We start from the raw sequence: 24,683 nt of genomic DNA on the forward strand, positions 1-24,683 counted from the left end.
CCTGCCTCAGCGCACCACGACGGGGGACGGTGTCCTGGGCGCACCCAGCATGTCGCGATGCGACGGCGGTTTCCGACCGTCCTCGTCGACGATGCCGTAGCGCGTCGCGAGTTCGGCCCCGATGACCGTCTGCCCGCTGAGTTCGGACAGCGCCGGGTCCCGCCACAGCGCGTCGATGAGCCGTCCCGTGAACTCCGGCGTCTCGGCGTGCTTGGCGGTTTCCGCGAGCGCGTCCGGGTGCCCGTCGAAGGCGCTGCGGAACTTGTCCGTCAGCAGGATGCCCATCCAGATCGAGACGGTCGCGACGCCACTTCCCTCGAAGTCGACCGCCATGTCTGCGGCCATCTTGTCGATGCCCGCCTTCTGGGCCCCGTACGCCGGCCCGTGCATGTAGCAGACCGATCCTGGCGACGAGGTGAACGCGATGAGGCGCTGCCTTTGTGGGCCGGCTGCCACCATGAGCTTCGCAGCGTGCCACGACGCGACGTACGCCGAACGCAGCCCGACGTCGAGCACGTCGCCCAGTTCAAGTGGCTTGTCCCAGAACGGTTTCGGGCTTGTCAGCTTGTCGTGGATCACCGCGGCGTTGTTGACGAGCAGATCCAGCCTGCCGCGCTCGGCGGCGACCCGTTCGAACAGCGCGGCCACCGCAGCGTCGTCCCGGTGGTCCACTCGAACGGCGATGCCCCTGGCTCCGACGTCGGTCACCGTCCGGCCGGTGAGGTAGACCAGCCAACCCGCCTCGAGCAGCGCAGCCGCAATGCCGCGGCCAGCGCCTCGACTGGCCCCGGTGACCACTGCCACGGGTGTCCGTTCGTCGGTCATGCCATCGGAGGGTCTCAGTCGGGCAGCCTGAGTTCGGGCTTCTCGACCTCTTCGATGTTGACGTCCTTGAAGGTGATGACCCGGACCTGCTTGACGAAGCGAGCGGGACGGTACATGTCCCATACCCATGCGTCGGCGAGCCGAAGTTCGAAGTAGACCTCGCCGTCGGAGTTGCGTGGCACCAGTTCGACGCTGTTGGCGAGGTAGAACCGACGCTCGGTCTCCACGACATAGCTGAACTGCCCCACGATGTCCTTGTATTCGCGGTACAGCGAGAGCTCCATCTCGGTTTCGTACTTCTCGAGATCTTCGGCACTCATCTAGTCAGTGGTCCTTCTGGTCGGTTGGGCACATCTTTCCTCACGCGAACTCACGGCGCTGCGCTGGCTCCGAATCCGGCACTTCATCGTCGGCCCCGGCTCGGATCACCACTTCGTATTTCCCGTCGCTACGCTCGCCCTGGAAAGTCCGGTTACCCGCTCGGCGCACGTTGACAAACGAAAACCTGTGCTCGCTGCAGGGACCCAGTTCGGCCAGCGCGGCGGTGTGTGTCGGCGTGCAGTACCCCTTGTGCAGCGCGAAGCCGTAGCCAGGATGGTCCTGCTCCATGGCCACCATGAGCCGGTCCCGGCTCACCTTCGCAAGCACGCTGGCGGCGGCGATGCACGCTGCCGCCGCGTCGCCTCCGATCACCGGCAACGACGGCATCGGGAGTCCGGGCACCCGGAAGCCGTCGGACAACACGTAACCGGGCCGCGTTGGCAGCCCGGCGACCGCTCGACGCATCCCCTCGATGTTCGCGACGTGAACGCCGCGCCGGTCCACCTCGGTCGATGGAATGAACACCACGTGGTAGGCCAACGCATAACGTCGGATCAGCGGAAACAGCCGCTCACGTTCGCGCTCGTTGAGTTTCTTGGAGTCGTCGAGCGAAGCCAGGCTCTCCAACTTGTTCGGGCCCAAGACACACGCGGCCACCACCAACGGCCCCGCGCATGCGCCGCGCCCCACCTCGTCGACGCCCGCCACCGGACCCAGTCCGCTGCGGTACAGCGCGGATTCGATGGTGCGCAGGCCCGCAGACTTGCGGATCACCGTTCTAGGCGGCCAGGTCGCCGGCACGAAGAACTCCTACCGTCTGAAATCAGTGCTGGGGGTCGGTCGCGACGACGCGGCCCCATCGGCCAGGCGGCCAGGCGATGAACCGGGCCTTGCCGATGACGTTGTCGACCGGAACCGTGCCTGCCATGGGGTCGCCGGTGCACAGCAACCCCTTCTGTGCGTCGGCGGGCAGATTGCTGCAGTGTGCGCGGGAATCGGCCGAATGCGTGCGGTTGTCCCCCATCACCCAAATCCGGTCGTTCGGGACCTTGACCGGCCCGAACTCGTTGCCGAGGCACGGGTAGATCGCGGGGTCGGCCATCATCGTCGTCGGGTCGAGGTACGGCTCGTCGAGCTTCTTCCCGTCGACCGTCAAGCCCGTGTCGGCGCGGCACTCCACGGTTTGCCCTCCGACCGCGATGACTCGCTTGACCAGATCGTTCTCGTCAGGCGGCACGAATCCGATGAACGAGAGCGCGTTCTGCATCCAGCGGACTGCGGTGTTGTCCGAGCGGATCGACTTGTATCCGATGCTCCAGTTCGGCGGGCCCTTGAACACGACCACGTCACCGGGCTCCGGGCTGGAGAATCGGTAAGTGACCTTGTCCACCATGATGCGGTCGCCGACGCAGCCGCTGCAGCCGTGCAGCGTGGGCTCCATCGACTCGGACGGGATCAGGTAGGGCCGGGCGATGAACGTCAACGTGACGTAGTAGAGCACCAGCGCGATGCTGAGCAGGATCACTGCCTCGCTGGTGAATACGGTTACGAGGACGCGACGGGCGTTCCACTCCTTCGGAGGTGGTGGCGCAGCCGGTTCGTCGGGAACCTCGGCGTCGGCGGAATGTGCGTCGGCGTCGTCAGCGGTTTCGGTCACGGCTTCAGACTAGCCAGCACGGCGCATGGAACAGCGCCACGCAAGCCCCGTTTCGCTGGTCGCTGGTGGGCGATCACAGCGCAGGCTCAGCGCTTTTCCTTGATCTTCGCCTTCTTGCCGCGCAGCTCGCGCAGGTAGTACAGCTTCGCGCGGCGCACGTCGCCGCGGGTGACGACGTCGATGTGATCGATGTTGGGCGAGTGCACCGGGAAGGTGCGCTCGACGCCAACGCCGTAGCTTTCCTTGCGGACGGTGAAGGTCTCGCGGACGCCACCGCCCTGACGGCGGAGCACGACACCCTTGAAGACCTGGATGCGCTCCTTGGAGCCCTCGATGACCTTGACGTGCACATTGATGGTGTCGCCCGGGCCAAAGGCTGGGATGTCGTCGCGCAGCGACGTCTGGTCGACGAAGTCCAGCGTGTTCATCGGTGACACTTCCTTGTAGTTCGCGGGCTGCGGGCGCAATGCGTCGCCGAGCCGATGTCTTCGTACCTTGCTTTATCTCGCATCAAATGGGAGCGGTAGCCCCCGGCGTGCGCAGACAACTGGTTAATTGTGCCAGACCGGGCCCATGCGGCGAAATCGTGCCGTTTCGCACCACCCTGCGCCGTGTGAAATCACAGTGAACATCTCGTGTAACACCTGGTGCGCCCAAGGACGCGCCACGCCCCTTCACCAGTTATGGTGAGCCATCGGGGTTGTGAGTGATCCAAAGTAGCGGCTCATCGACGCCCGGCACATCGTTCACGACGCCTATGAGGAGGGCCATGTTCGGCCGGCCGTCAAAGCTGTTGATGGTCAACGTCACGGTGATCGGGGCAGCGATCATCGGTGCGGGTTGCGAGGCCAAGGTGTACGGCACTCCGCCCGTATCTTCGGGAGCACCTCAGATGACGGTCGTCGCACCCCTCGGCAGCCTGGCCCCGCTGCCCGAGGCCCCGCCGGACCAAGCCGTCGCCGCGTTCGCCAACCTTCAGTCGCGCGAGCAGCAGGCCATTGCCGAAGCCTCCGACTCTGGCGCCGACATCACCGTTGCCGTGCTCGATCGCAACACCGGCCAACTCATCACCAACCACAGCGGCACCACCATCGCCATCGCCTCGGTGGTGAAGCTCTTCATCGCCGATGACCTCCTACTGCAGGTGTCCAAGGGCCAGACCGAACTATCCCCGGACGATCGGGACAAGCTCGACGTCATGCTGCGGTCCTCGGACGACAGCGCCGCCGAACAGTTCTGGAACCGCAGCGGAGGCAGCGCGATCATCAGCCGGGTGGTCGCCCGCTACGGGCTGAGCTCGACGACTCCGCCCAACGACGGCCGGTGGTTCAACACCACCAGCACGGTCACCGACCTGGTGCGCTACTACGACATGATGCTGGCGGGCACCGGCGGCCTACCGCCCGAGCAGGCCAACGTCATTCTGTCCAACCTCGCGGCGTCGACACCGACGGCGCCGGACGGGATGGTGCCTGGCGGCGTGTACCCGCAGCGGTTCGGCATCCCGGAGGGCTTGTACGCCGAACCCGTTGCCGTCAAACAGGGTTGGATGTGCTGTGTCGGCTCCGATTGGATGCATCTGTCCACTGGCGTCATCGGCCCGGACCGGCGCTACGTGATGGCGATCAGCTCGATGCAACCCACCAACGCAGACAATGCGCGCGCCACCATCACCGAGGCCGTCAAGACCATGTTCCCCGGCGGGCGCATCTAGCGTGTCAGTCGAGTAGGTCGGGCCTGCGCTCGCGGGTGCGCTCCACTGCCTGTTCCCGTCGCCACGCGGCGACCTTCGCGTGATCGCCGGATAGCAGCACCGGCGGCACGTCCAGCTCCCGCCAGGTCGACGGGCGTGTGTAGCTCGGCCCTTCGAGCAGGCCCTCCATTTGCGCCGAATGCGAATCATCTTGATGTGAAACGGGATTGCCCAGGACGTCTGGCAACAACCGCACCACCGCCTCGATCATGACGAGGGCGGCGGATTCGCCACCGGGCAGCACGTAGTCACCGATCGACACCTCGGCGACCCGCATGCGGCGGGCGGCGTCGTCGACGACCCGCTGGTCGATGCCCTCGTAGCGTCCGCACGCAAATACCAGGTGCGCCTCGGCGCTCCAGTCCTGCGCGTCGGCTTGGGTGAACAGTTTGCCCGCTGGCGTTGGGACGACGAGAAGCGAATCGGCAGTGCAGATCTCATCGAGCGCCTCCCCCCACACGGGCGCCTTCATCACCATGCCCGGCCCACCGCCATAGGGCGCATCGTCCACCGAGTGATGGACGTCGTAGGTCCAGCGGCGCAGGTCGTGTACGCCCAGTTCGATGATCCCCGTGTCGATCGCCCTGCCGGGCAACGACTGTCGCAGCGGTTGGAGGTAGTCGGGAAAGATGGAGATGACGTCGATGCGCATGGCTTCGCGGCTCTATTCAAGTTCCAGCAGGCCGTCGGGCGGATCGATCTGCACGATTCGGTCCGTCAGCGAAACCGACGTCACGATCGCACCGACGAAGGGCACCAACACCTCGGCTCCGCTCGCGCGCTTGATGGCCAGCAGTTCGCCTGCGGCCGTGTGCAAGACCTCGGTGACGACTCCGACCTCGGCGCCGGAAACCGTATGCACGGTAAGCCCCTCAAGCTGATGGTCGTAGTACTCGTCGGGATCCTCGATCGGCGGCAGGTCCGCGACGTCGACGAGGAACAGCGTCCCGCGCAGCGCATCGGCGGCAGTGCGATCCTCGACGCCTGACAACCTGATCAGTAAGCGCCCGCCGTGTTGACGCACACTTTCCACGACGAAGGGCCGTTCGACTCCACCGCGACTTGGCTTGCCCCGCAGTGTCTTACCCGCGACGAAGCGTGCCGACGGATCGTCGGTGCGAATATCGACAACGACTTCGCCCGCGATGCCGTGAGCCTTGGCTACCCGCCCAACGACGAGGTCCATGAGAGGTACCGAACTACTGGTCGGTGTCCACCACGTCGACGCGGATGCCACGCCCGCCGATGCCCGCGACCAACGTGCGAAGCGAAGTCGCGGTGCGGCCGCCACGACCGATGACCTTTCCGAGGTCGTCGGGATGCACGTGGACCTCGACGGTGCGGCCGCGACGGCTGGTCACCATGTCGACGCGGACGTCATCGGGGTTGTCGACGATTCCGCGAACCAGGTGCTCGACCGCGTCGACGACGACGGAGCTCATTCGGCAGCGGGTGCGTCGGCGGCAGGCTCGGCGTCAGAGGACTCGGTGGCCTCGGCGCCTTCATCCTTCTTGGGAGCCTTCTTGGTCTTCAGCTTCACGGCGTCGCCGGTGGGCGCGTTGTCAGCGGCGGCGAGCGCGGCGTTGAACAGATCCAGCTTGCTCGGCTTCGGCTCCTTGACCTTCAGCGTGCCCTCGGCACCCGGCAGGCCCTTGAACTTCTGCCAGTCACCGGTGATCTTCAGTAGTGCGAGGACCGGCTCGGTGGGCTGAGCGCCGACGCCCAGCCAGTACTGCGCGCGCTCCGAGTCGATCTCGATGAAGCTCGGATCTTCCTTCGGGTGGTACCGGCCGATGACCTCGATGGACCGGCCGTCGCGACGGTTGCGCGCGTCAGCGACGGCGATGCGGTACTGGGGGTTGCGGATCTTCCCGAGCCGGGTGAGCTTGATCTTGACAGCCATGACTGACATCTCTTTTCCGTTGCCACGCTGCAATTCAGCGACTCGGGCAGATTGCCCGGTCCGGTTTTGCCTCGCGTGTGTGACCGAAGGGCAGCGCATCGAGCGCGGATCGCGCATCGAACCTCAGCGAGGAGCTTGCGGATCGCGCATCGAACAGTGTCGCCCGTCAGACAGTTGCCCATTGTGCCAGAACCCCTCGCTGACGACGAAATCGTGGCGAGCCCTCAACCTCATTGAATTTACAAGTTCGGGTAGAACTGTCACGCTCTGAGCATGGATGACGCGAACCCTGGAACTGTGCTGGTGACCGGTGCCTTCGGTCAGGTCGGCAGTCGCTGCACCGAGATTCTGCTCGGCCGCGGCCGCACCGTCATCGCGTTGGACCTGCCCGGTGACAAGTCCGTCGCCACCGCCGCGGGGCTTGCCGAGCACGCTGGGCCGGGAACGCTGGTGCCCGCGTATGCCGATCTGACCGATGCGGCGGCGATCCGCGCCCTGGTGACCGAACACCAACCCGTCGCGATCGTGCACCTCGCAGGGATTCTGGCGCCCACGTCCTACCGCAATCCGAAGCTGGCCAGGAAGGTCAACGTAGAGGGCACCCGCAACGTCGTCGACGCTGCCACGACGCTCTCCGAGCCGCCGCTGTTCGTCGAAGCGTCGAGCGCCTCGGTGTACGGGTCGATCAACCCGTACCGCTACCCCGACCCCATCACACCCGAGACTCCCATCAAGCCGATCGACCAGTACGGCGAGGACAAGATGCTGGCCGAAGCGATCGTCCGCGAAAGTGGGCTGCCCTACGCGATGTTGAGGTTGGGCGGCGTCATCTCACCCGACGGCACCTCGACCATCAGTGGCGACCATCTCGTGCTGACGCGCGCGACGCCCGGCGACAACCGGATGCACACCGTGGACGGACGCGACGTCGCACTCGCGTTCGCGAACGCCGTCGACCGCCGCGACACGATCAACGGCAAGGTGCTGCTGATCGCAGGCGACGACTCGCACCGGCGCACGCAGCGCGACCTCGAGGACGACATGATGGAGACCATGGGCATCGGCCGACTCGGCCCGTCGGCAAGCCTGCCCGGCGACCCAGAAGACGACAGGGGCTGGGCCTTTACCGGCTTCTTCGACACAAGAGAATCGCAAGCGCTGCTGGACTTTCAGGAACACGACTGGTCGCAGACGCGGGCTTGGATCCGCGAATCGCAGGGGCGCAAGATCGCCGTGGTGCAGCTGCTGGGCCCGCTGATCCGCCCGCTGATGCGGCTGATCCTGGCTGTGCAGCGCAAGCGGGAGAATCGGGGACGCTACGCCGACCCATGGACGCTTATCGAGCAGAAGTTCGGCCCAGAGGTGCTCGCGTCAGCGGACGCCTGAAGCCGCGCTCAAACTCCGCGCTCAAACCACCTTGTCGAAGCACTTCGTCTCGACGCGGCGCGTCATGCGCCAACCGGCTTCGGTGCGGACGAACTCGTCGTCGTACCAGAGCCCACAGAACAGGATTTGCTTCTGCTCGGCGTCGAGCACCATCGGGTTGAAGCAGAGGATCCGGGACTTCGCAGTATCTCCGGTGGTGTCGCGCGTGATTTTCACGTCGAAGTTGCCGATGAGGTGTGAGTAGGCCGGGAAGTTCGGCAGCACCTCGGAGAGCCACTTCTTCACGTCACCGAACGCGCCATCGATACCGCCCATCGCGCGGTAGTCGATGTAGGCGTCCGGGGTGAAGACGTCGTCGAGGTCGTCGAACCGGCGCGTGTCGATCGCGGTCGAATAGGCCACTAGCAGCTGTTGAATTTCGAGGCGGTCCGAGATTTCTTCCAGGCTGAGCATTGCTCGATTCAACACCCGCCCATGCGGACTCAGGCCATCGGGCCTTCCGAGGGCGGCCAGTGCTCCCCTGGCGACACGTCGCCCGGTTCGGCGTGGTCACCGCGCGACAGTGGCACCCACTGCTCGGTCGGTGCGGGCTGCTGGGATGCCGGGAAGTCCTGCAGTTTGCCAGAGGGTTTGGCATCCCACGTCTCGAACGTCAACGGGGTACGCAGCCAGCCTTCCAACAGCAGGTAGCACGCTTCGAGAGAATCCAGGTGGCTGCGCTCCCAGCCGTGGCTGCCGTCGAGCCCGAAGGCGACGAGTGCCGCTCGCGTGTTGGCGCCGGCTTCGATCGCGGCGGCCGCGTCGGAGCGGTAGAACCGGAAGATGTCGCGGGCGTGGGCGATGCCCTGCTCCTTGGCGAGTCGCAACAGGTTACGGGTGAGGTGGTAGTCGAACGGGCCGTGCATGTCGGCCATCGGGATGGTGACACCATGCTCCAGCGAGTGCTGGCCGGGTGCGCACACCGCGTTGTCGACCGAGATCAGTTCGGCGACGTCGGGCGGAAGCCCGCTGCTGGCGCCGTGGCCGACCTCCTCGGTGATGGTGACCATGATCGTGGTGCGGTGGGGCAGCACCACCTCGCGATCCATCACGTTGCGCGCCAGCGCGAGTGCCACGGCGACTCCCGCCTTGCCGTCGAGGTGCCGCGAGACAATGAAGCCATCCTCGGTGAGCTCGGGGCTGGTGATGAACGCGACGAAGTCACCGATGTTCACGCCGAGCGCGACGAGGTCCGCGCGGGTGGATACGTTGCGGTCGACCCTGACCTCGACGTGTTCCCAATCCGTCGGCTGGGTGTCGATATCGTCACCGAATGCGTGCCCAGAAGCCTTGAGCGGCATGACGGTTCCGGTGATGAACGCGTCGCTGTCGTCGGTGAAGATGCGCACCCGCGACCCGGCGGCGAACCGCGCCGAGAAGGTGCCTACCGGCACCAGCTCGAGCCGCCCGTTGTCCTTGAGCTCGCGCACCATGCACCCGATGGTGTCCGCGTGGACGACGATCGCGCGGTCGGTCGTGGCCGACGCGCCTGGCAGCTGAGCGGTGAGCGCACCGCGGCGGGTCAGCGTGAAGGGGACGCCGATGTCATCGAAGATGCCGCCGATCAACTGCATCACCGCATCGGTGCGGCCTGACGGGCTTGGGGTTTGCAGTAACGCGAGCAGCGTGTCGACCATCCAGCTGCGATCGGTAACGGGCATCCGCGGGGCTGTGGATGTCGCGACGTCGGTCATGGTTCCTCTCTGGTTCGGCGGGTACGGCTCAGCTGGGTTCGACGGGATCGGGTTGCCACGCCCACGGCGTCGCGGCGGTCCGCGGGAACAACAGGTCGACGAACGCCTGCGCGGTGGGCCGCGGCTCGTGGTTGGCAAGTCCGGGACGCTCGTTGGCCTCGATGAAGACGTACTCCTCCCCATCCACCGACGGCACGATGAGGTCGATGCCGGTCACCGGTATGCCGATTGCGTCGGCCGCGTCCACCGCCACCTTAGCCAGCCTCGGGTTCAGTTCATCGGTGACGTCGCGGATGGTTCCCCCGGTGTGCAGGTTGGCCGTGCGCCGCACGATCAGATGCTCGTTGAGGGGCAACACGTCGTCGAGGTCCCAGCCGCCTTCCCGCACGGTGTCGGCAGTGAGATCGTCGACTGGGATGGTGGACTCTCCCTGGGTGGCCGCGGCGCGCCGCCTGCTCTGCGCCTCGACCAGGTGACGCACCGTGTGGTTGCCGCTGCCGACGATCTCGGGCGGACGTCGGAGCGCGGCCGCGATCACCTTTCCGTTGATGACGACGATGCGCAGATCCTCACCCTCGCAACGCTGTTCGAGTAGCACGTCCGGGCTGTGCTCTGCGGCCAACTTGATGGCACGATCCAGCTCCTCGGGTCGGATGACGCCGACGGTGATGCCTAGGCCCTGCTCGCCGCGGGCCGGCTTGACCACCAAAGACCCGACCTGCCTGAGGAATTCGTGGTCCTCCTCGTTGAACGTCGCCGTGCGGCCCTCCGGCACCCGGATACCCGCCTCGGCGACCACCCTGCGGGCGACGCGCTTGTCGTCGCAGCGGCTCATCGCCACGGCGTTGGTGAGCTCGGACAGTGATTCGCGGGTGACCACGCTGGTGCCGCCGTGGATGAGCTTGAGATAGCCACCCTTGGCGTCGAGCACTTGGACGGCGATACCGCGCAGGATGGCCTCGTCGGCGATGATGCGGGCGTAGGGATTGAGTTGGGAGAGTTCTTCCTCGGATTTCGCTGGGGCGAAAAGCTTTTCGTTGATGGCGTTCTTGCGCTTGATCCCAAGGACTGGCACGCGGACGAAGCCCATCCGCTCGTAAAGAGCGATGGCTCCCTCATTGTCGTGCAGTACGGATAGATCCATCTGGGCGCGTCCCCGCCTGATGAACTCCTCGATGAGCGAGCGCACCAGCAGCCCGCCAACGCCAGGTCGCGACAGCGTCGGATCAACCGCAAGACACCAGAGGCTGGACCCGTTCTCGTCGTCGCCGAAGAGCTCGGCGTGATCGATGCCGGTGACGGTGCCGACCACCGCGCCGGTGTGGTCATCGGTGACGACGAGATACACCATGTGCGACTGAGCCTGGCTGTTGTCCCACATGAGGTCGATGTCGGCTGGCACCATGCGGCACTGCAGGTAGAGCTGGTTGATCGCGGCGCAGTCCTCCAACACGTTCACCGGGCGCACTGACAGCCCTGGTACCGGTGCAGGCTCGTACTCCAGCGGCTGCGTCAGGTCGACGCGGTAGGTAAAGCTCGGGTCGATGAAGAACTCCTGCGGATGGAGCGCGACGTAGACGTGCGGCGCGTCCAGGTACATGCCGATGTCGCGCCTGCCGCTGGCCTCGGCGCGCAGGGCGGTGCCGAACTGCTCGGGATCGGCGAACGTCTGCCCGAACACCAGCCGTCCCCAACCGAGGTCCTGGATGACTCCGGTCTTGGCCGCGGGCTTGGCATCGGAGGTCATCACGGGGCGACTCCGTCGATGTGGCGGGCAAGCCACAACTCGAGTAAGCCCAACTGCCACAACGGGTTTCCGCGCAACGGGGTGAGATTGCCGTTGGGCTCGGCGAGCAGCCCATCGACCGACTCGGGCGAAAACAACCCCCGCGCGCGGGCCGCGTCACTGTGCAGGGCGTCGCGCACCAGCTCGAGGTACGGTCCGGCAAGGTGTTTGAGCGCAGGCACGGGGAAATAACCCTTGGGCCGGTCGATCACCTCATGAGGGATGACCCGGCGAGCGGCCTCCTTCAGCACGCCCTTGCCGTCCTGCGCGGTCTTGAGCTCGGGCGGGCAAGTGGCCGCGAGTTCGACGAGCTCGTGGTCGAGGAACGGCACCCGGCCCTCCAGCCCCCACGCCATCGTCATGTTGTCGACCCGCTTCACGGGATCGTCGACCAACATCACGGTGGTGTCGAGCCGCAGGGCCCGATCAGTCGCCGTCGCCGCGCCGGGATGGGCGAACTGCGCCAGCGCGAACTCCCCCGCCACGTCGTGGTCAAGCCGCCAGGCGGGCTGCAGAAGCCGGTTGACCGAAGCGTGGTCGCGGTCGAAGAAGGCCTTGCGGTACCGCGACAGGGCATCGTCGGCATCACCATCGGCGGCGTAGGCCATCGGCGGGTACCAGTGGTAGCCGGCGAAGATCTCGTCGGCGCCCTGCCCGGACTGCACCACCTTCACGTGCTTGCTGACCTCTTCGGAGAGCAGATAGAAGGCCACGCAGTCGTGGCTCATCATCGGCTCGCTCATCGCGCCGATGGCGCCACCGAGCGAAGGCAGCATGCGGGCCGTGTCGATGCGGATCTGATGGTGGTCGGTGCCGTAGTGGCGGGCGATGACGTCGGAGTACTTGAACTCGTCACCCTCCTCGCCTCCGGCGGCCTCGAAGCCGATCGAGAACGTCGCAAGCCCGTGCTGGCCTGCCTCGGCGAGCAATCCGACGATGAGGCTGGAGTCGAGCCCGCCCGACAGCAGACACCCGACGGGCACGTCGGCGACCAGCCTGCGCTCGACCGCGGTGCGCAGCGACGCGAGGATGGCCTCCTCCCATTCCGCTGCCGACCAGCCGGCTCGCTCCGGCGACCGCTCGAACGCTGGCTCCCAATAGGTTTCGAACGCCCGCCTGCCGTCCGGCTCGATGCGCATGATCGTGCCGGGCGCGAGCTTGTGCACGCCGCGCAGAATGGTGCGCGGTGCGGGTACGACGGAGTGAAAGCTCAGATAGTGGTGCAGCGCGACTGGGTCGACGTCGGTGTCCACGCCGCCCGCCGCCACCAGGGCGGGCAGTGACGAGGCGAACCGCAGCGCACCCGATCCGTCGGAGTCGGCGACGTCGCACCAGTACAGCGGCTTGACGCCAAGCCGGTCGCGCGCAAGCACCACGCGCCCGGAGTCCAGTTCGGCGACGGCGAAGGCGAACATGCCCTTCAGGTGGTCCACGACTCGCTCGCCCCACTCGCGGTACCCCTTGAGGATGACCTCGGTGTCACTGTGCGAGAAGAAGCGGTAGCCCAGGCCGATCAGCTGTTGGCGCAGTTCCGGGTAGTTGTAGATGCATCCGTTGAAGGCGACCGTGAGCCCGAGCTCGGGGTCATGCATGGGTTGATGTCCGTGCGTGGACAGGTCGATGATGGCCAGTCGGCGATGGCCCAACGCCACCCGTTCGCTCGCCCAGGCTCCGCTGCTGTCGGGGCCGCGCGGAACCATGCTGTCAGTCATGGCCGCCACCGCCGCGAGGTCAGCTGGACGTCCGCGCGCGATCTCCCCCGCGATGCCGCACATACTTTTGGAGCTCCTTTATGTTGACCGGATGCGCTCTGCGGGTATCCCGCCAGCACGCTGCTCAAACAAACAAGATCAACCCCAGTGGTGCAGCGCACAAGGCGGCGCCGAAGTGAACCCGTTAGGCTCGGCGGCGATGTTCAGACGAGCGCTTCGTGTCACCGCCATGGTTCTTGCGGCTCTGTTGACCGCCTCGATCACGATGGGGTCCCCGGTGGCGCTGGCAGACGCCGACGTCCAAGCCGTCGGTTCGGTGCCGATTCCCGATGGCCCGGCACCGACGTGGATCGTCGCTGACATGGACACCGGAGAGATCCTGGCCGGACGCGACCAGAACGCCAGGCACGCGCCTGCGAGCACCATCAAGACGCTGCTCGCGCTGGTGGCGCTCGACGAGCTTCCACTCGACAGCACAGTCGTCGCCGACGAGGCCGACGCCAAGGTGGAGTGCAACTGTGCCGGAGTCAAGGCGGGCCGCACCTATACCGCGAAGGAACTTCTCGACGGTCTGCTGCTGGTGTCGGGCAACGATGCGGCGAACACCCTGGCCCACATGCTCGGTGGCAACGACGCCGCGGTGGCCAAGATGAACGCCAAGGCCGCCGCGCTCGGCGCCGTCGACACCCACGCCGGATCGCCGTCAGGGCTCAACGGCCCCGGCATCGACGGATACACGACTCCCCACGACCTCGCGGTGATATTCCGTGCGGCGCTGGCCAATCCGGTGTTCGCGCAGCTCACGTCGGCACCAGGCGCACCGTTCCCCGGGGACAACGGGCCGGTGAACCTCGTCAACCAGGACGAAATGCTCTTCCGCTACCCCGGCATGCTCGGCGGCAAGACCGGCTTCACCGACGTCGCCCGCAAGACGTTCGTTGGGGCCGCGGGGCGCGACGGCCGCCGGCTCGTCGTCGCGATGATGTACGGCCTGATCGTCGAAGGTGGCCCGACGTACTGGGATCAAGCGACCAGCTTGCTCGACTGGGGCTTCGCTCAGCGGGCTTCGACCGGTATCGGCACGCTGTAGGCGCGGTTCGCGAGTTCTACCCCACGGTTGTCTTCGCCCTGCTCGTCACGACGCTGGTGTAGAAGTCGCGACAGACCTTGCACTCGATACCCGACGGAGACCTGATCGCGCGCTTGACGAGTCCTGAGCTCCGTACCGTCAGCGTTCGTGCGGAGACTGCTGGCCATGACGGCGCTCTTGCTCAGCGCGGTGCTGACTGCGCCGATCAGCTGGGCACAGCCCGACGTCCAGGCTGCCGGAGCGGTGATTGCCCCGCCCGACGGTCCGGCCAAAGCCTGGCTGGTCGCCGATCTGGACAGCGGTCAGATATTGGGCAGCCGCGATCCCAACGGTTCGTACGCCCCTGCGAGCACCATCAAGCCGCTGTTGGCGATGGTCGTCCTCGACCACCTCAGACCCGATAACTTCGCAAGGGCCAACCAGAGTCACACCCAGGTCGAGTGTTCGTGCGTCGGCCTGGTGCCGGGTCATCCCTACACGACGACGCAACTGCTCGCGGCGCTACTGATGGTGTCAGGGAACGACGCCGCCAACATGCTCGCCGACATGCTTGGTGGGCAGAAGGTCGCGGTGGCCGCGATGAACGCCAAGGCACAAGCACTCGGCGCGAGCAGCACCCGCGCGTCGTCCCCATCCGGGCTTGACGGGCCCGGTTGGGAAACCGTGACCACGCCGCACGATCTCGCACTCATCTACCGGCAGGCGCTGAAGTATCCGTTGATCGCCCAGATCTTCGCGGCCCAGTCGGCCTCCTTCCCCGACAAGGACGGCAACCTCCGCACGATCGACGCTCAGAACGAGTTGCTGACCCGCTACCCCGGCGACTACGCAGGCAAGATCGGCTACACGGACCTCGCGCGCAATACGTTCGTCACCGCCGCACAACGCAACGGGCGGCACCTGCTGGTGGTGCTGATGTACAGCAGCGGCGATCTCTACGGGCAGGCGATCGGGCTGCTTGATTGGGGCTTCAGGCAGTAACCTCGGCAACCTCGGCGGGCAGGAGCGGAGCGACCCGGGGAGTGGGTTCGGCGGGCCACTCCGCGAACGCGCGCACGGAGAACGTTCCGAACCCTTCCACCGCAGGCGGGGCCGCGGTGAACCTGGTGCCTCGCGGCGGAAGCGCGCCGAGGTTGGTGAGGTGCTCGACCACGTGCACCCCGGCAGCGAGCAGCAGGGTGTGGGCGGGTCGCTCGCCACCGGATTCCGTGTCGTCGATGTTGACCGAGTCGATGCCCACCAGCGCGGCGCCCGCTTCGATCAGGTGCTGGGCGCCTGCCGCGGTGAGGAACGGCGCACCCGCGCCATAGCCCGGGGTCCCGAAGTGGCGGTCCCAGCCGGTGTGCAACAGCACCGCGGCGCCACGCACGTCACGGTCGGCCAGGGTCTCCGCACCTATGCCACGCCGCTGCACGTCCCACGCGTCGTCGAGGTGGAAGACCTCGGCCCGAAGCCCGACCAGCGTCGACAGGTCGAGCCCCGCGAGGTCGCTCCCGTCAGCGTATCGGTGGAACGGTGAGTCAAGGGTAGTTCCGGTAGTGCCGATCATCGTGATGGCGTCTATCGCGAATTCGGTTCCAGGAGCATACTTCTCGCGCGAATCAGCATGAGTGAGGTGTGGCGTGATGACGGGCGCGGGCAGGCCGGGGTAGGTAATAAGACCGGCTCGGATGCGGTGACTGAGATCAACGACGCGAGCGGCTGCGACGCCGCGCCCTGGGCCGGGCTCCACGCCGCGACTCCCGCGGTGCGGCTCCTCCACGATGCGTAGCCCTTGCAGTTCGACGGTGTCGACGAGCGCGAGCCCGAGATGGGCCACCAGCAGTCTTCCGATCGCCGCCTCGTCGAGATCGTCGGAGGGCAGGTCGAGTCGAAACCCGGTTCCCGTCAAGTCTCCGCCGTTGGCGAACCGAATCTGGAAGTCGAAGTGGGCGCGATGGTCTGGCATAGGTGAAAACGTAGGCCCCCAAGGCCATCCAACCCCAAGTAAGGTCACCCTAAATTCGCGCGGGTCGACCCTGCGCGCCTACCCGAGGGGAGCGCTCGTGACCGGCCGGCCCGAACTCACCCTGGTCGTCGCCTTCGGCACCGACATGGGCAACTCCGAAGATGCCGCCATGACATTCGCCGAGGGTGCGGCGGCCGTCGGCATCGAGGCCGAGGCAATCGAACTCAACCAAGTCGACCTCGCCAAGCTGCAGAAGGCGACCCACTTCGTCGTGGTCTGCTCGACGTTCGGCGAGGGCGAGTTCCCGGACAACGCGCTCCTTTTCTGGGAAGCGCTGGGCGCCGACGACGCCGCACGGCTGGAGCACCTGAGCTTCGCGGTACTCGCGCTGGGCGACACCTCGTACGAACTCTTCTGCAACGCAGGCAAACTCCTCGACGAGCGGCTGGAAGCCCTTGGTGCCACCAGGCTGGCCGATCGCGTCGACGTCGACGGCTTCTACGAACAACCCGCCGCAGCCTGGACGACCGACGTCGTCAAGCTGTTGGCTGCCAACCTCGCCGGTGACGGCGCGGTGGTCGAGACCGCCCCTGCCGCCCCTGCCGCGCCGTCCGATCGCAACGAGCAGCAGAGCCGAGAACGCCATCACCAGTTCGACGCCCGTATCGTCGTCAATCAGTTGCTCACCTCGGCGGGTTCCGACAAGGAGGTCCGACACTACGAAGTGGAGTTCACTGGTTCCGGAAGCTCTTATCAGACAGGCGATTCCATCGCCGTGCACGCCACGAATGATCCGGCTCTGGTGGCTTCGGTGCTGGCCGAACTCGGCGTCGGCCCCGACTACGAAGTCGGTGAGCATGACGCGCCGCTCGGCGTGCTGCTCTCCGAGCAGCTGGAGATCCGCGCGCCATCCCGGGCGCTACAGGCCCTGGTGGCCAACCGAACCCACGACCCGGAGGCCAGCGCCGCACTCAGCGGTGAGGCGACAGTCGGACCTGGCTCTTGGCTGTATGGCAAGGACGTGCTCGACCTGATCAGGCTGGCCGACCTGACCGTCGACGAGGTCGTCGACACCCTGCGGCCGCTTCAGTTCCGCGACTACTCGATTGCCTCGAGTCCGGCCGCGCACCCCGACCGCGTGCACCTGACGGTGGCGGCGGTGCGGTACACCGCCGGTGAGCGCAGCCACGGCGGCGTCGCCTCGACGTTCCTCGCCGACCGCGGCGAGACGGTGCGGGTGCACCTGCGGCCCAACAACTCCTTCCGGCTGCCCGCTCCCCACGTGCCGATCATCATGATCGGGCCCGGCACCGGCATCGCCCCCTTCCGCGGCTTCCTGCAGGAACGCGAGACGACCGGCGCCTCGGGGCGGTCGTGGCTGTTCTTCGGAGACCGGCGTCGAGCCACCGACTTCCTGTACGGCGACGAGCTCACCCGTTTCGTCGAGTCCGGCACCTTGACGCGGCTTGACCTCGCCTTCTCCCGGGACGGCGTCGACGGTGCGAAGACCTATGTCCAGCACCGCATGTGGGAGCACGCAGGAGAGCTCTACGGTTGGCTGCAGGACGGGGCGCACGTGTACGTGTGCGGCGACGAGAAGCGGATGGCCAAGGACGTCGACAAGACCTTGCACGACATCGTCGCCACGGCCGGCGGGATGGACGCCGCGGCCGCTCACGCGTATGTCAACGAGCTCATCAAGAACCATCGCTACGTGCGGGACGTGTACTGAGTCGACCTCAGCCAAACACCCTGCCGCGCAAGATGATCAGGTCAGGGCGTTTGATCACGTCAGCACCCGTGCGCGGATCGTCGGCGTAGCACACCAGATCAGCCGGAGCCCCGTGCTCGAGGGCGGGTCGGCCCAGCCAGGCGCGCGCATCCCAGCACGCTGCACCAAGCGCCGCAGTCGGACTCAGCCCGACGGTCTTCAGCGCATCGACTTCGTCGGCGATGCGGCCGTGGGCGATCATGCTGCCCGCGTCGGTGCCCGCGTAGATCGGCACCCCCGCCTCGTGCGCAGCGCCCACCCGCGCGTGGCGCGAGGCGTACAGGTCGCGCATGTGCTTGGCGTATGTCGGGTATTTGCCTGCCGCATCAGCGATTCCGGGAAAGTTCTCGATATTGATCAGAGTGGGCACCAGCGCCGTGCCGCGCTGCACCATCGACGCGATCGTGTCATCGGTCAGGCCCGTCCCGTGCTCGATGCAGTCGATGCCCGCATTGATCAGGCCGGGCAACGCCTCCTCGCCGAAGACGTGCGCGGTGACTCTGGCCCCGTTGTCGTGCGCGGCGTCGATCGCGGCCCGCAGCACCTCGTCGGACCACAGCGGGGCAAGATCGCCAACGCCGCGGTCGATCCAGTCGCCGACGAGCTTGACCCAGCCGTCCCCGAACCGGGCCTGCTCGGCGACGAGGTCGGGAAGTTGCGACTCGTCCTCCAACTCGATCGCGAAACCCCTCGAGTACCGGCCCCGTCGGGCCAGATGGCGTCCGGCCCGGATGATCTTCGGTAGCTCGTCGTGGTCGTCGAGGCTGCGGGTGTCGACGGGCGAGCCGGCATCGCGCAGCAGCAGCGCGCCGGCCTCGCGCTCGGTTTCGGCCTGGGAGATCGCTTCGTCGAGCTCGGTCGCGCCGTGCTCACCCAGCCCGACATGGCAGTGCGCATCAACCAACCCGGGAATGATCCAGCCGCCAGCCCCGTCAGCACCGAACACGGTGTCGGCGTTGGCAATCGGCTCCGCGCTGAGTACGCCGTCGGCAATCCACCACTCGACCGGCTGGCCATCGGGGAGCCCGTAGCCTCGGACGTGCAGCGCTGCCACTACTTCTGGCCGGGGAACTTCAGCTTCGACAGGTCGATGTTCGCCAATCCGGGCGGCAGTTCGTCGAGACCCTTCGGCATGTTCGACAGGTCGGGGAAGCCCGCGGGCAGTGCGCCCGGGCCGCCGAGCGGGTTGTTCACCTTCGGTGGCGTCGGCCCCCGGTTGCCCTTCTTCTTGCCTGCCTGCTTGTTCTTGCCCTTCGCGGCCTTGCGGCTGACGCTCTTGCGAGCGAACGGCATCCCCATCTGGCCCGCCATCGACGACATCATCTTGCGCGCCTCGAAGAACCGGTCGACGAGCTGGTTGACCTCGGCCACCGTGACACCCGACCCGTTGGCGATGCGCAGCCGCCGCGACGCGTTGATGATCTTCGGGTCGGTGCGCTCCTGGGCCGTCATGCCGCGGATGATGGCCTGCACCCGGTCGAGTTGGCTGTCGTCGACCGCGGCCAGGGCATCTTTCATCTGGCCTGCGCCAGGCAGCATGCCGAGCAGATTGCCGATGGGCCCCATCTTGCGGATCATCAGCATCTGTTCGAGGAAGTCCTCCAGCGTCAGCTCGCCCGAGCCGATCTTGGCAGCCGCCTCCTCGGCCTTCTCTGCGTCGAAGACCTGCTCTGCCTGTTCGATGAGCGACAGCACGTCGCCCATGCCCAGGATGCGGCTGGCCATGCGATCCGGATGGAAGACGTCGAAGTCCTCGAGCTTCTCGCCGCTCGACGCGAACATGATCGGCACGCCCGTGACCTCGCGGACGGACAGCGCCGCGCCACCGCGGGCGTCGCCGTCGAGCTTGGTCAGCACGACGCCGGTGAAGCCGACGCCCTCGCGGAACGCATCCGCGGTCGTGACGGCGTCCTGGCCGATCATGGCGTCGAGGACGAACAGCACTTCGTCGGGGTTGACGGCGTCGCGAATGGCCGCGGCCTGGCCCATCAACTCCTCGTCGATGCCGAGTCGGCCCGCGGTGTCGACGATCACCACGTCGAAGTGCTTGACCTTGGCCTCGGCCAAGCCGGCAGCGGCAACCGAGACCGGGTCACCGGCCTTCATCTCCGCGATGTCGGCTCCGCCGGGCGAAACCCCCGGATGTGGTGCGAACACCTGAACGCCCGCGCGCTCACCGACGATCTGCAGCTGGCTGACGGCACCGGGCCGCTGCAGATCGCAGGCCACCAGAAGGGGGGTATGACCTTGTTCCCGCAGCCATCTCGCGAGCTTGCCTGCGAGCGTGGTCTTACCGGAGCCTTGCAGACCGGCCAGCATGATGACCGTCGGCGGCGTCTTTGCGAACGCCAGTACGCGGGTCTCCCCGCCGAGGATGCCGATGAGTTCGTCGTTGACGATCTTGACGACCTGCTGCGCCGGGTTCAGCGCGCCGGACACCTCCGCGCCCTTGGCCCGGTCCTTGATGCGGGCGACGAACTCCCGCACCACCGGAAGCGAGACGTCGGCCTCGAGTAGGGCGAGCCGGATTTCGCGGGTGGTCGCGTCGATGTCGGCGTCGGTCAACCGCCCCTTGCCGCGAAGCCCCGACAGGGCTCCGGTCAACCGGTCGGATAGGGATTCAAACACTCGACAAGCCTAGCGGTCGCTACTCATGCGGGACGGCGTGGATGCTGGTCATCGACTCCTCGCGCGAGCGGCAACCATTGCCGTAGTGCCCCGCGGTCGGGTGCGAAACTCGACGGTAATCGCCGGGTCGGCGTACCCGGCGAGCGCACGCAGCGCCGACGGGCTATAGGCGCGTAGCGAGCTGATGACCGCATCGTGTAGCGGCGGGATCAGCCCAGTGAACGGCAGAGTGAGCGCCAACTGCACCAATTGGAGCGGCGCCCGCCACCTCCGGAGGTCGATGACCAACAACTCCTTCGCTGCCCGAGTCCCTTCGGCAAGCACACCGGCGGCCTGCTCAGGCGCCAGGTGATGCAACGACAACGCAAACACGGCGAGGTCGTAAAACCCGTCGGGAGCCTCGATCGCGGTCGCGTCCATTTCCCGCACAGTGGCGCGTGGGTGACTGCCGAGGTCGCTGGCGGCGACGGCGGTCACAAACGCAGGATCGACGTCGGTGACCGTCAGCTGAGCAGCGGGGTGGTACTCGAGCAGCTTGCGCGACAATCCGCCCAGACCGCATCCGAGTTCGAGGATCTTCGGCGACGCGATGTCGGCCACCTCATCAAGCGCCGCTCGGGCGCACATCTCGTAGGCACCCAAGAACCGTCGACGTCCGCTGCGGTCGAGCGATTCAATGACCTTGCGCTTGAGGTCGTCGTCGTCGTCGCGATCCAGGTATTCCAACCGGTCGGTGCGGAGCCGCCGGTCCAGCCAGGAGGCGTCCGGCCCGCCTCGGGGCATGCTCACAAGGTCGTGGGCTCTCCTGTCCATGTGGACCATCATGGATGGCGGCAGTCGTGGTTCGGCAAGAAACCGCAGTAAGTCAAGAGGGCAATGGGTCGCGACGTGGAGTGGGCAAGCGCGGGCGCCTTGCTGGGGCTGCTTTGCGAAGCGATCACCTTGCCGATGAAGATAAGCGTTGGCCAATAGACCAATAACACGCACAATTGATCAGATCGCCCAATCAATGCATTTTCAAAATCGGCGAACGGCGTTGCATGAAACAACTTCCGCGGTGTCAGATTTCTGATGGCTATCCGTCTTCACTTCCCCATGAAGTTTGAGGACACGCAATAACTAAACATCCAGCGAAGTCCGATGGCTACTAATTCGCCCAGCGGTAAGCCAAAACACTGGGCCATCGCGAGCCCATGAGCTGCGCCACACATAGGAGGTGGTTGGTTGACAACCTGTTTGCTGCCGCGTCACTTTGGCGAGCGCGAGCACGCCGCACCTGTCGCTCGGCCAGCAGAGCGCATTTCAGGCAGATGGCATCCGAGAGATCCTGCGAGGCTCGAAGAGCGCCCGCACTTGAGCGCGATGACCTCCTGCCATGACGGGTGCGGCCGATGCAGGCAGCCCGCTTTTGGGCGTCGGCACATCTGCCGCCTACAGGCGCAAGGTCGGCTCGTACAGCGCACTGAGGTGGCGCTGCCCGGAATGTTTCGTTGAGCCGGAAGGCTTTACGCGGCTCCCAACTGCCACACGTATTGACCCGCGTCGGTGTCCAGCTTCCCGGCCAGGTGCGTACCGCCACACAGCAAGACGCGCCGGTTTGTCGGGGAGCTGTCAATCAACAAACCACCATGTCATGAATGGAGATCAGTGTTAGCCTGACCTAGGTGGGGAGGTGCCGGACGGTCGTGCATTCTTCGTTTTCAGACGCTTCGGCCGAACGGTTGGTGGTTCGCGAGCAGGGGTCTGACTACATGAATGACAGGAAAGTTCGGTCCTTTTCGGATATAGAGGAATTGTGTCACCGCAATGACACTATCGTGACTTTGTGCGGGGGCGGGTTGGACAGTACGTATCTCTTGGCACAGTTGTCGAGACTTGACGTGCAACTCATAGCACTGTCCGTCGATGTCGGAGACGACTTCAATATCGAACAATTCTCATGCATCGCGAACAAGTTCAGTGTCGAAATCAAGCGGCTCGACTATAAAAAGGAATTCGTCGAGGAGTTCGTTTACCCGTCAATTCTTGCTGGGGGCAGATATCTTGGTCAGCATCCCATTAGCGCTTCGTTGTCACGGCCATTGATTGCCCGAGTCGGCGTGGAGTTCGCGCGATCAGTCGGTGCCAAGTGTCTTGTTCACACGGCCAATCAGTCGCAAAATAGCTTGCGGAGGCTCAACGGAGCTATTTCCGACCTAGGTTTTGAAGGTTACTTCGGATCGCCATACGAGTTCGATGCCATGACCCGCGACTTCAAACGCTCACAACTTCAGGAGACCTTCGGAATCACTGGTTTCGCGAATCGAATGACAAGCACCGACACCAACGTGTGGTGCAGAGAGTTCGAGAGTGGAACTCTAGACGATCCCGAAGGATTCGAAATCGATCAAAATCTGTACCAATGGTCTGTCGCATCTGAAACCGCGAGCCGCGTTATAGAGCTCGGCTTTGATAGAGGTCACGTCGTATCAGTGGACAGACAACCTGTCACAGATCTTGTCGAACTGATCTCCGGCCTCAACGCCAAAGTTGGACGTTACGGTATCGGACGGTTTAGCAGCCTGGAACATTTAGAAAATGGCGAAAAAGTACTCGAGGTCCGCGAGGCTCCCGCCGCGACACTCCTCCTCGAGGCATTCGCTCAGCTCGCGTCGGCGACGGTCGATGTGGAGACCCTCCGTTGGATGCGCACTCTCGGCGAAGCCCTGACCATGGAGGCCGTAGAGGGTCGATGGTTCCGCGGTCTCCGAAAGGCGTTGCAGTCCTTCCTCGAAGAGTGTGCTCAACGCGTCAGCGGTGACGTCCGGTTTACCCTTCGTAACGGGGGCTTTGAACTCGCGGGTTTGAAGGCGGTATCACCGCTTTACATTCGTGACCGGGAGCAGTGGGAGTACGCCAAAGCTGCTGCGGCCAGGTCCGTTACAACGAGCCGGTGGCTCGACGCCGGGTTGAAGCACCGCGCCAACGGCGAGCAGGCGTCGGGGGCTCGCGAATGCCTGCCGCGTGATGCTGCTGCACACCGTTTGTCACCCGAAAACCCCTTGCCAGCGGCGCCCGATGATCCGAACTGGACAACGTCGGTCGACTGAACGCCAAGCAAACCGTCACTGGCCACGATATGAGCGGGATCATCCGCCACCACCTGAGCGGCGCCACCAATATCGCCCAGGCCTGCCGCGGTACGGCGCCGCGACTTCGACAGCCCGTCAAATCCCATTCTGCTCACCGGGCTCTGATCAGTTAGGCCTGAATTCCGGTGTCCAAAGGCTTTCGCGCCGACGCGATCACATAGTCCGTCAAGCCGGTTCCCCGTTCCCACATCTCTACGCCGCGGCAGTTGGCACGATCCTCTTCCGAGACTTCCACGACCACTTCGTCCATCTTCTTTCTTCCCTCGACGCGTTGCCGAGCGTATTTGGCCATCCCGGGGAAAACGTCTTCCCGGATCGATTCAACGCGGACATCTTCGAATCCCGCAGCAGCCAGCCGCCGTAAATACTCGTCGCGGTCATAGTAATTGGCTTCGGGGATGTGGCCGTATTTTCGGCTGAAGACCGTCGTCAGACTTGGTTGCCTGCCTGGAGTCGGGAGCATGTCGGCGAGCGCAATGGTTCCTCCTGGTTTGAGGACGCGAAATGCTTCGCGCATGAATTGGTCACGCGTGTCGAAGTGGAATGCACATTCCAGGGCCAAGACTCTGTCAAACGATGCTTCGGGAAACTCCATTGCGGTCGCGGAACCGAGTCGAATGTCGATTTGTTTCTCCAGACCGCGCTTGGCGACGCGTTCGCGGCCCTTGTCGACATGGACGGGTGTGACGTCGATCCCCGTGATGTGTGCCACCTTGAAGCAATCGAGAAGAACGAAGTCCTGCTCCCCGAAACCGACACCGACGTCAAGCACTCCATCGCCTGGTTGCAGGCCAGCCCGTGTTCCCAGAAGTTCGACCATTGCGACACATGCGTCGGGATACGTGCGAGCGGCTTTCCAGTAACCGTTGTTGAGCCACAGCGGCTTCGAGTTATCGACGTAACCTTCGTTCATGAAATCGATGACGTCATCGCCGAGTATCGTGTAATAGGCCGCTGCGTCTTTCTGTCGCATCAGGCCAAAGGAGCGGACAACCGTCAAGATCGCCCAGTAGATCGAAAGGGTGATTCGGCGCATTTT

24 protein-coding genes are annotated in these 24,683 nt (G+C 65.4%); 6 read left to right on the plus strand and 18 right to left on the minus strand.

All coding sequences use genetic code 11. The annotated features are described in order from the left end of the window. Nucleotides 1–6: 6 nt before the first annotated feature. The 5 genes from SLQ30_RS03950 to rplS all read right to left on the minus strand — a co-directional run bounded on the left by SLQ30_RS03950 (nt 7) and on the right by rplS (nt 3,231). Nucleotides 7–825 carry an SDR family NAD(P)-dependent oxidoreductase gene (locus tag SLQ30_RS03950; RefSeq protein WP_319445515.1) on the minus strand — a complete coding sequence of 273 codons (819 nt, stop codon included), beginning with the start codon at nt 823–825 and terminating at the stop codon, nt 7–9. A 14-nt stretch (nt 826–839) separates the two neighbouring features. Further along, entirely contained in the window at nt 840–1,145 is a 306-nt protein-coding gene (locus tag SLQ30_RS03955) for a DUF2469 domain-containing protein (RefSeq protein ID WP_102142913.1), read from the minus strand. 40 nt (nt 1,146–1,185) lie between these two features. Further along, on the minus strand, nt 1,186–1,947 hold the full coding sequence (locus SLQ30_RS03960) for a ribonuclease HII (RefSeq protein WP_319445516.1): 762 nt from the start codon (nt 1,945–1,947) through the stop codon (nt 1,186–1,188). Nucleotides 1,948–1,969: 22 nt separating this feature from the next. After that, nucleotides 1,970–2,803: a signal peptidase I gene (gene lepB / locus SLQ30_RS03965; RefSeq protein WP_319445517.1), complete on the minus strand. Its 834-nt coding sequence runs from the start codon at nt 2,801–2,803 to the stop codon at nt 1,970–1,972. 86 nt (nt 2,804–2,889) lie between these two features. Next, nucleotides 2,890–3,231, minus strand: coding sequence for a 50S ribosomal protein L19 (rplS, locus tag SLQ30_RS03970; protein WP_319445518.1), 342 nt, complete (start codon nt 3,229–3,231; stop codon nt 2,890–2,892). A gap of 341 nt (nt 3,232–3,572) precedes the next feature. Here rplS and SLQ30_RS03975 point away from each other — a divergent pair, with 341 nt between their 5' ends. Next, nucleotides 3,573–4,517, plus strand: coding sequence for a hypothetical protein (locus SLQ30_RS03975; RefSeq protein ID WP_319445519.1), 945 nt, complete (start codon nt 3,573–3,575; stop codon nt 4,515–4,517). Nucleotides 4,518–4,521: 4 nt separating this feature from the next. Here the strand turns inward: SLQ30_RS03975 and trmD are convergent, their stop codons facing one another. Genes trmD through rpsP form a run of 4 tightly spaced genes read right to left on the minus strand, consistent with a single transcriptional unit; the run spans nt 4,522 to nt 6,459 of the window. Further along, nucleotides 4,522–5,208, minus strand: a complete 687-nt coding sequence (trmD, locus tag SLQ30_RS03980; RefSeq protein ID WP_319445520.1) for a tRNA (guanosine(37)-N1)-methyltransferase TrmD — start codon at nt 5,206–5,208, stop codon at nt 4,522–4,524. A 12-nt stretch (nt 5,209–5,220) separates the two neighbouring features. After that, nucleotides 5,221–5,742 (minus strand): ribosome maturation factor RimM, encoded by a 522-nt coding sequence (gene rimM / locus SLQ30_RS03985; RefSeq protein ID WP_319445521.1) that lies wholly within the window; start codon nt 5,740–5,742, stop codon nt 5,221–5,223. 13 nt (nt 5,743–5,755) lie between these two features. Then, on the minus strand, nt 5,756–5,998 hold the full coding sequence (locus SLQ30_RS03990; RefSeq protein WP_319445522.1) for an RNA-binding protein: 243 nt from the start codon (nt 5,996–5,998) through the stop codon (nt 5,756–5,758). Next, a complete protein-coding gene (gene rpsP / locus SLQ30_RS03995) occupies nt 5,995–6,459 on the minus strand; it encodes a 30S ribosomal protein S16 (protein ID WP_319445523.1) in 465 nt (154 codons plus the stop codon). Before rpsP ends, SLQ30_RS03990 begins: the two co-directional genes overlap by 4 nt. A gap of 273 nt (nt 6,460–6,732) precedes the next feature. Here rpsP and SLQ30_RS04000 point away from each other — a divergent pair, with 273 nt between their 5' ends. Continuing rightward, a complete protein-coding gene (locus tag SLQ30_RS04000) occupies nt 6,733–7,845 on the plus strand; it encodes an NAD(P)-dependent oxidoreductase (RefSeq protein WP_319445524.1) in 1,113 nt (370 codons plus the stop codon). Between the two features lie 21 nt (nt 7,846–7,866). On the opposite strand, the gene SLQ30_RS04005 is transcribed toward SLQ30_RS04000, so the two are convergent. From SLQ30_RS04005 to SLQ30_RS04020, 4 genes are all read right to left on the minus strand, one after another. Continuing rightward, the gene (locus tag SLQ30_RS04005) at nt 7,867–8,298 is read right to left on the minus strand and encodes a nuclear transport factor 2 family protein (protein WP_319445525.1); all 432 of its coding nucleotides are present in this window, start codon (nt 8,296–8,298) and stop codon (nt 7,867–7,869) included. A gap of 29 nt (nt 8,299–8,327) precedes the next feature. Continuing rightward, complete coding sequence (locus SLQ30_RS04010; RefSeq protein WP_319458304.1) at nt 8,328–9,545, minus strand: osmoprotectant NAGGN system M42 family peptidase; 1,218 nt, start codon at nt 9,543–9,545, stop codon at nt 8,328–8,330. 61 nt (nt 9,546–9,606) lie between these two features. Further along, complete coding sequence (ngg, locus tag SLQ30_RS04015) at nt 9,607–11,325, minus strand: N-acetylglutaminylglutamine synthetase (RefSeq protein ID WP_319445606.1); 1,719 nt, start codon at nt 11,323–11,325, stop codon at nt 9,607–9,609. Then, a complete protein-coding gene (locus tag SLQ30_RS04020; protein WP_319445527.1) occupies nt 11,325–13,139 on the minus strand; it encodes an N-acetylglutaminylglutamine amidotransferase in 1,815 nt (604 codons plus the stop codon). The genes ngg and SLQ30_RS04020 overlap by 1 nt, the downstream gene beginning before the upstream one ends. 166 nt (nt 13,140–13,305) lie before the next feature. Between SLQ30_RS04020 and SLQ30_RS04025 the strand changes: the two genes are divergently transcribed. Beyond that, nucleotides 13,306–14,166, plus strand: a complete 861-nt coding sequence (locus SLQ30_RS04025) for a D-alanyl-D-alanine carboxypeptidase family protein (RefSeq protein ID WP_319445528.1) — start codon at nt 13,306–13,308, stop codon at nt 14,164–14,166. A 147-nt stretch (nt 14,167–14,313) separates the two neighbouring features. Beyond that, nucleotides 14,314–15,147 (plus strand): D-alanyl-D-alanine carboxypeptidase family protein, encoded by an 834-nt coding sequence (locus SLQ30_RS04030; protein WP_413467907.1) that lies wholly within the window; start codon nt 14,314–14,316, stop codon nt 15,145–15,147. Here the strand turns inward: SLQ30_RS04030 and SLQ30_RS04035 are convergent. Then, the gene (locus tag SLQ30_RS04035) at nt 15,137–16,114 is read right to left on the minus strand and encodes a cyclase family protein (protein ID WP_319445530.1); all 978 of its coding nucleotides are present in this window, start codon (nt 16,112–16,114) and stop codon (nt 15,137–15,139) included. The genes SLQ30_RS04030 and SLQ30_RS04035 overlap by 11 nt on opposite strands. Nucleotides 16,115–16,211: 97 nt before the next feature. Here SLQ30_RS04035 and SLQ30_RS04040 point away from each other — a divergent pair, with 97 nt between their 5' ends. Continuing rightward, the gene (locus SLQ30_RS04040) at nt 16,212–17,846 is read left to right on the plus strand and encodes a sulfite reductase flavoprotein subunit alpha (protein WP_319445531.1); all 1,635 of its coding nucleotides are present in this window, start codon (nt 16,212–16,214) and stop codon (nt 17,844–17,846) included. Nucleotides 17,847–17,853: 7 nt separating this feature from the next. Here SLQ30_RS04040 and SLQ30_RS04045 read toward each other — a convergent pair whose 3' ends face one another. From SLQ30_RS04045 to SLQ30_RS04055, 3 genes are read right to left on the minus strand one after another with little or no spacing between them, the layout of a single operon-like run. Next, entirely contained in the window at nt 17,854–18,939 is a 1,086-nt protein-coding gene (locus SLQ30_RS04045; protein ID WP_319445532.1) for an amidohydrolase family protein, read from the minus strand. Beyond that, on the minus strand, nt 18,939–20,513 hold the full coding sequence (ffh, locus tag SLQ30_RS04050) for a signal recognition particle protein (protein WP_319445533.1): 1,575 nt from the start codon (nt 20,511–20,513) through the stop codon (nt 18,939–18,941). Before ffh ends, SLQ30_RS04045 begins: the two co-directional genes overlap by 1 nt. Before the next feature lie 48 nt (nt 20,514–20,561). Next, nucleotides 20,562–21,326, minus strand: coding sequence for a class I SAM-dependent methyltransferase (locus tag SLQ30_RS04055; RefSeq protein ID WP_413467908.1), 765 nt, complete (start codon nt 21,324–21,326; stop codon nt 20,562–20,564). A 938-nt stretch (nt 21,327–22,264) separates the two neighbouring features. Here SLQ30_RS04055 and SLQ30_RS04060 point away from each other — a divergent pair. Then, entirely contained in the window at nt 22,265–23,602 is a 1,338-nt protein-coding gene (locus SLQ30_RS04060) for an argininosuccinate synthase-related protein (RefSeq protein WP_319445608.1), read from the plus strand. Between the two features lie 151 nt (nt 23,603–23,753). Here SLQ30_RS04060 and SLQ30_RS04065 read toward each other — a convergent pair whose 3' ends face one another. Then, nucleotides 23,754–24,680, minus strand: a complete 927-nt coding sequence (locus SLQ30_RS04065) for a class I SAM-dependent methyltransferase (protein ID WP_319445534.1) — start codon at nt 24,678–24,680, stop codon at nt 23,754–23,756. Nucleotides 24,681–24,683: the final 3 nt, after the last annotated feature.

It is taken from the genome of Mycobacterium sp. RTGN4, from assembly GCF_033804635.1.
In the GTDB taxonomy this organism is placed as follows: Bacteria; Actinomycetota; Actinomycetes; order Mycobacteriales; family Mycobacteriaceae; genus Mycobacterium.

Bases quoted from the DNA above. Each gene is read 5' to 3' on its own strand.
- rimM (WP_319445521.1), bottom strand. From the start codon at position 5,742: ATGGACCTCGTCGTTGGGCGGGTAGCCAAGGCTCACGGCATCGCGGGC.
- SLQ30_RS03990 (WP_319445522.1), bottom strand. From the start codon at position 5,998: ATGAGCTCCGTCGTCGTCGACGCGGTCGAGCACCTGGTTCGCGGAATC.
- SLQ30_RS04025 (WP_319445528.1), top strand. From the start codon at position 13,306: ATGGTTCTTGCGGCTCTGTTGACCGCCTCGATCACGATGGGGTCCCCG.
- SLQ30_RS04000 (WP_319445524.1), top strand. From the start codon at position 6,733: ATGGATGACGCGAACCCTGGAACTGTGCTGGTGACCGGTGCCTTCGGT.
- trmD (WP_319445520.1), bottom strand. From the start codon at position 5,208: ATGCGCATCGACGTCATCTCCATCTTTCCCGACTACCTCCAACCGCTG.
- SLQ30_RS04060 (WP_319445608.1), top strand. From the start codon at position 22,265: ATGAATGACAGGAAAGTTCGGTCCTTTTCGGATATAGAGGAATTGTGT.
- SLQ30_RS03950 (WP_319445515.1), bottom strand. From the start codon at position 825: ATGACCGACGAACGGACACCCGTGGCAGTGGTCACCGGGGCCAGTCGA.
- ngg (WP_319445606.1), bottom strand. From the start codon at position 11,325: ATGACCTCCGATGCCAAGCCCGCGGCCAAGACCGGAGTCATCCAGGAC.
- SLQ30_RS04020 (WP_319445527.1), bottom strand. From the start codon at position 13,139: ATGTGCGGCATCGCGGGGGAGATCGCGCGCGGACGTCCAGCTGACCTC.
- SLQ30_RS04065 (WP_319445534.1), bottom strand. From the start codon at position 24,680: ATGCGCCGAATCACCCTTTCGATCTACTGGGCGATCTTGACGGTTGTC.
- rpsP (WP_319445523.1), bottom strand. From the start codon at position 6,459: ATGGCTGTCAAGATCAAGCTCACCCGGCTCGGGAAGATCCGCAACCCC.
- SLQ30_RS04055 (WP_413467908.1), bottom strand. From the start codon at position 21,326: ATGGACAGGAGAGCCCACGACCTTGTGAGCATGCCCCGAGGCGGGCCG.
- SLQ30_RS04035 (WP_319445530.1), bottom strand. From the start codon at position 16,114: ATGCCAGACCATCGCGCCCACTTCGACTTCCAGATTCGGTTCGCCAAC.
- SLQ30_RS03975 (WP_319445519.1), top strand. From the start codon at position 3,573: ATGTTCGGCCGGCCGTCAAAGCTGTTGATGGTCAACGTCACGGTGATC.
- SLQ30_RS04005 (WP_319445525.1), bottom strand. From the start codon at position 8,298: ATGCTCAGCCTGGAAGAAATCTCGGACCGCCTCGAAATTCAACAGCTG.
- rplS (WP_319445518.1), bottom strand. From the start codon at position 3,231: ATGAACACGCTGGACTTCGTCGACCAGACGTCGCTGCGCGACGACATC.
- SLQ30_RS04010 (WP_319458304.1), bottom strand. From the start codon at position 9,545: ATGCCCGTTACCGATCGCAGCTGGATGGTCGACACGCTGCTCGCGTTA.
- SLQ30_RS03955 (WP_102142913.1), bottom strand. From the start codon at position 1,145: ATGAGTGCCGAAGATCTCGAGAAGTACGAAACCGAGATGGAGCTCTCG.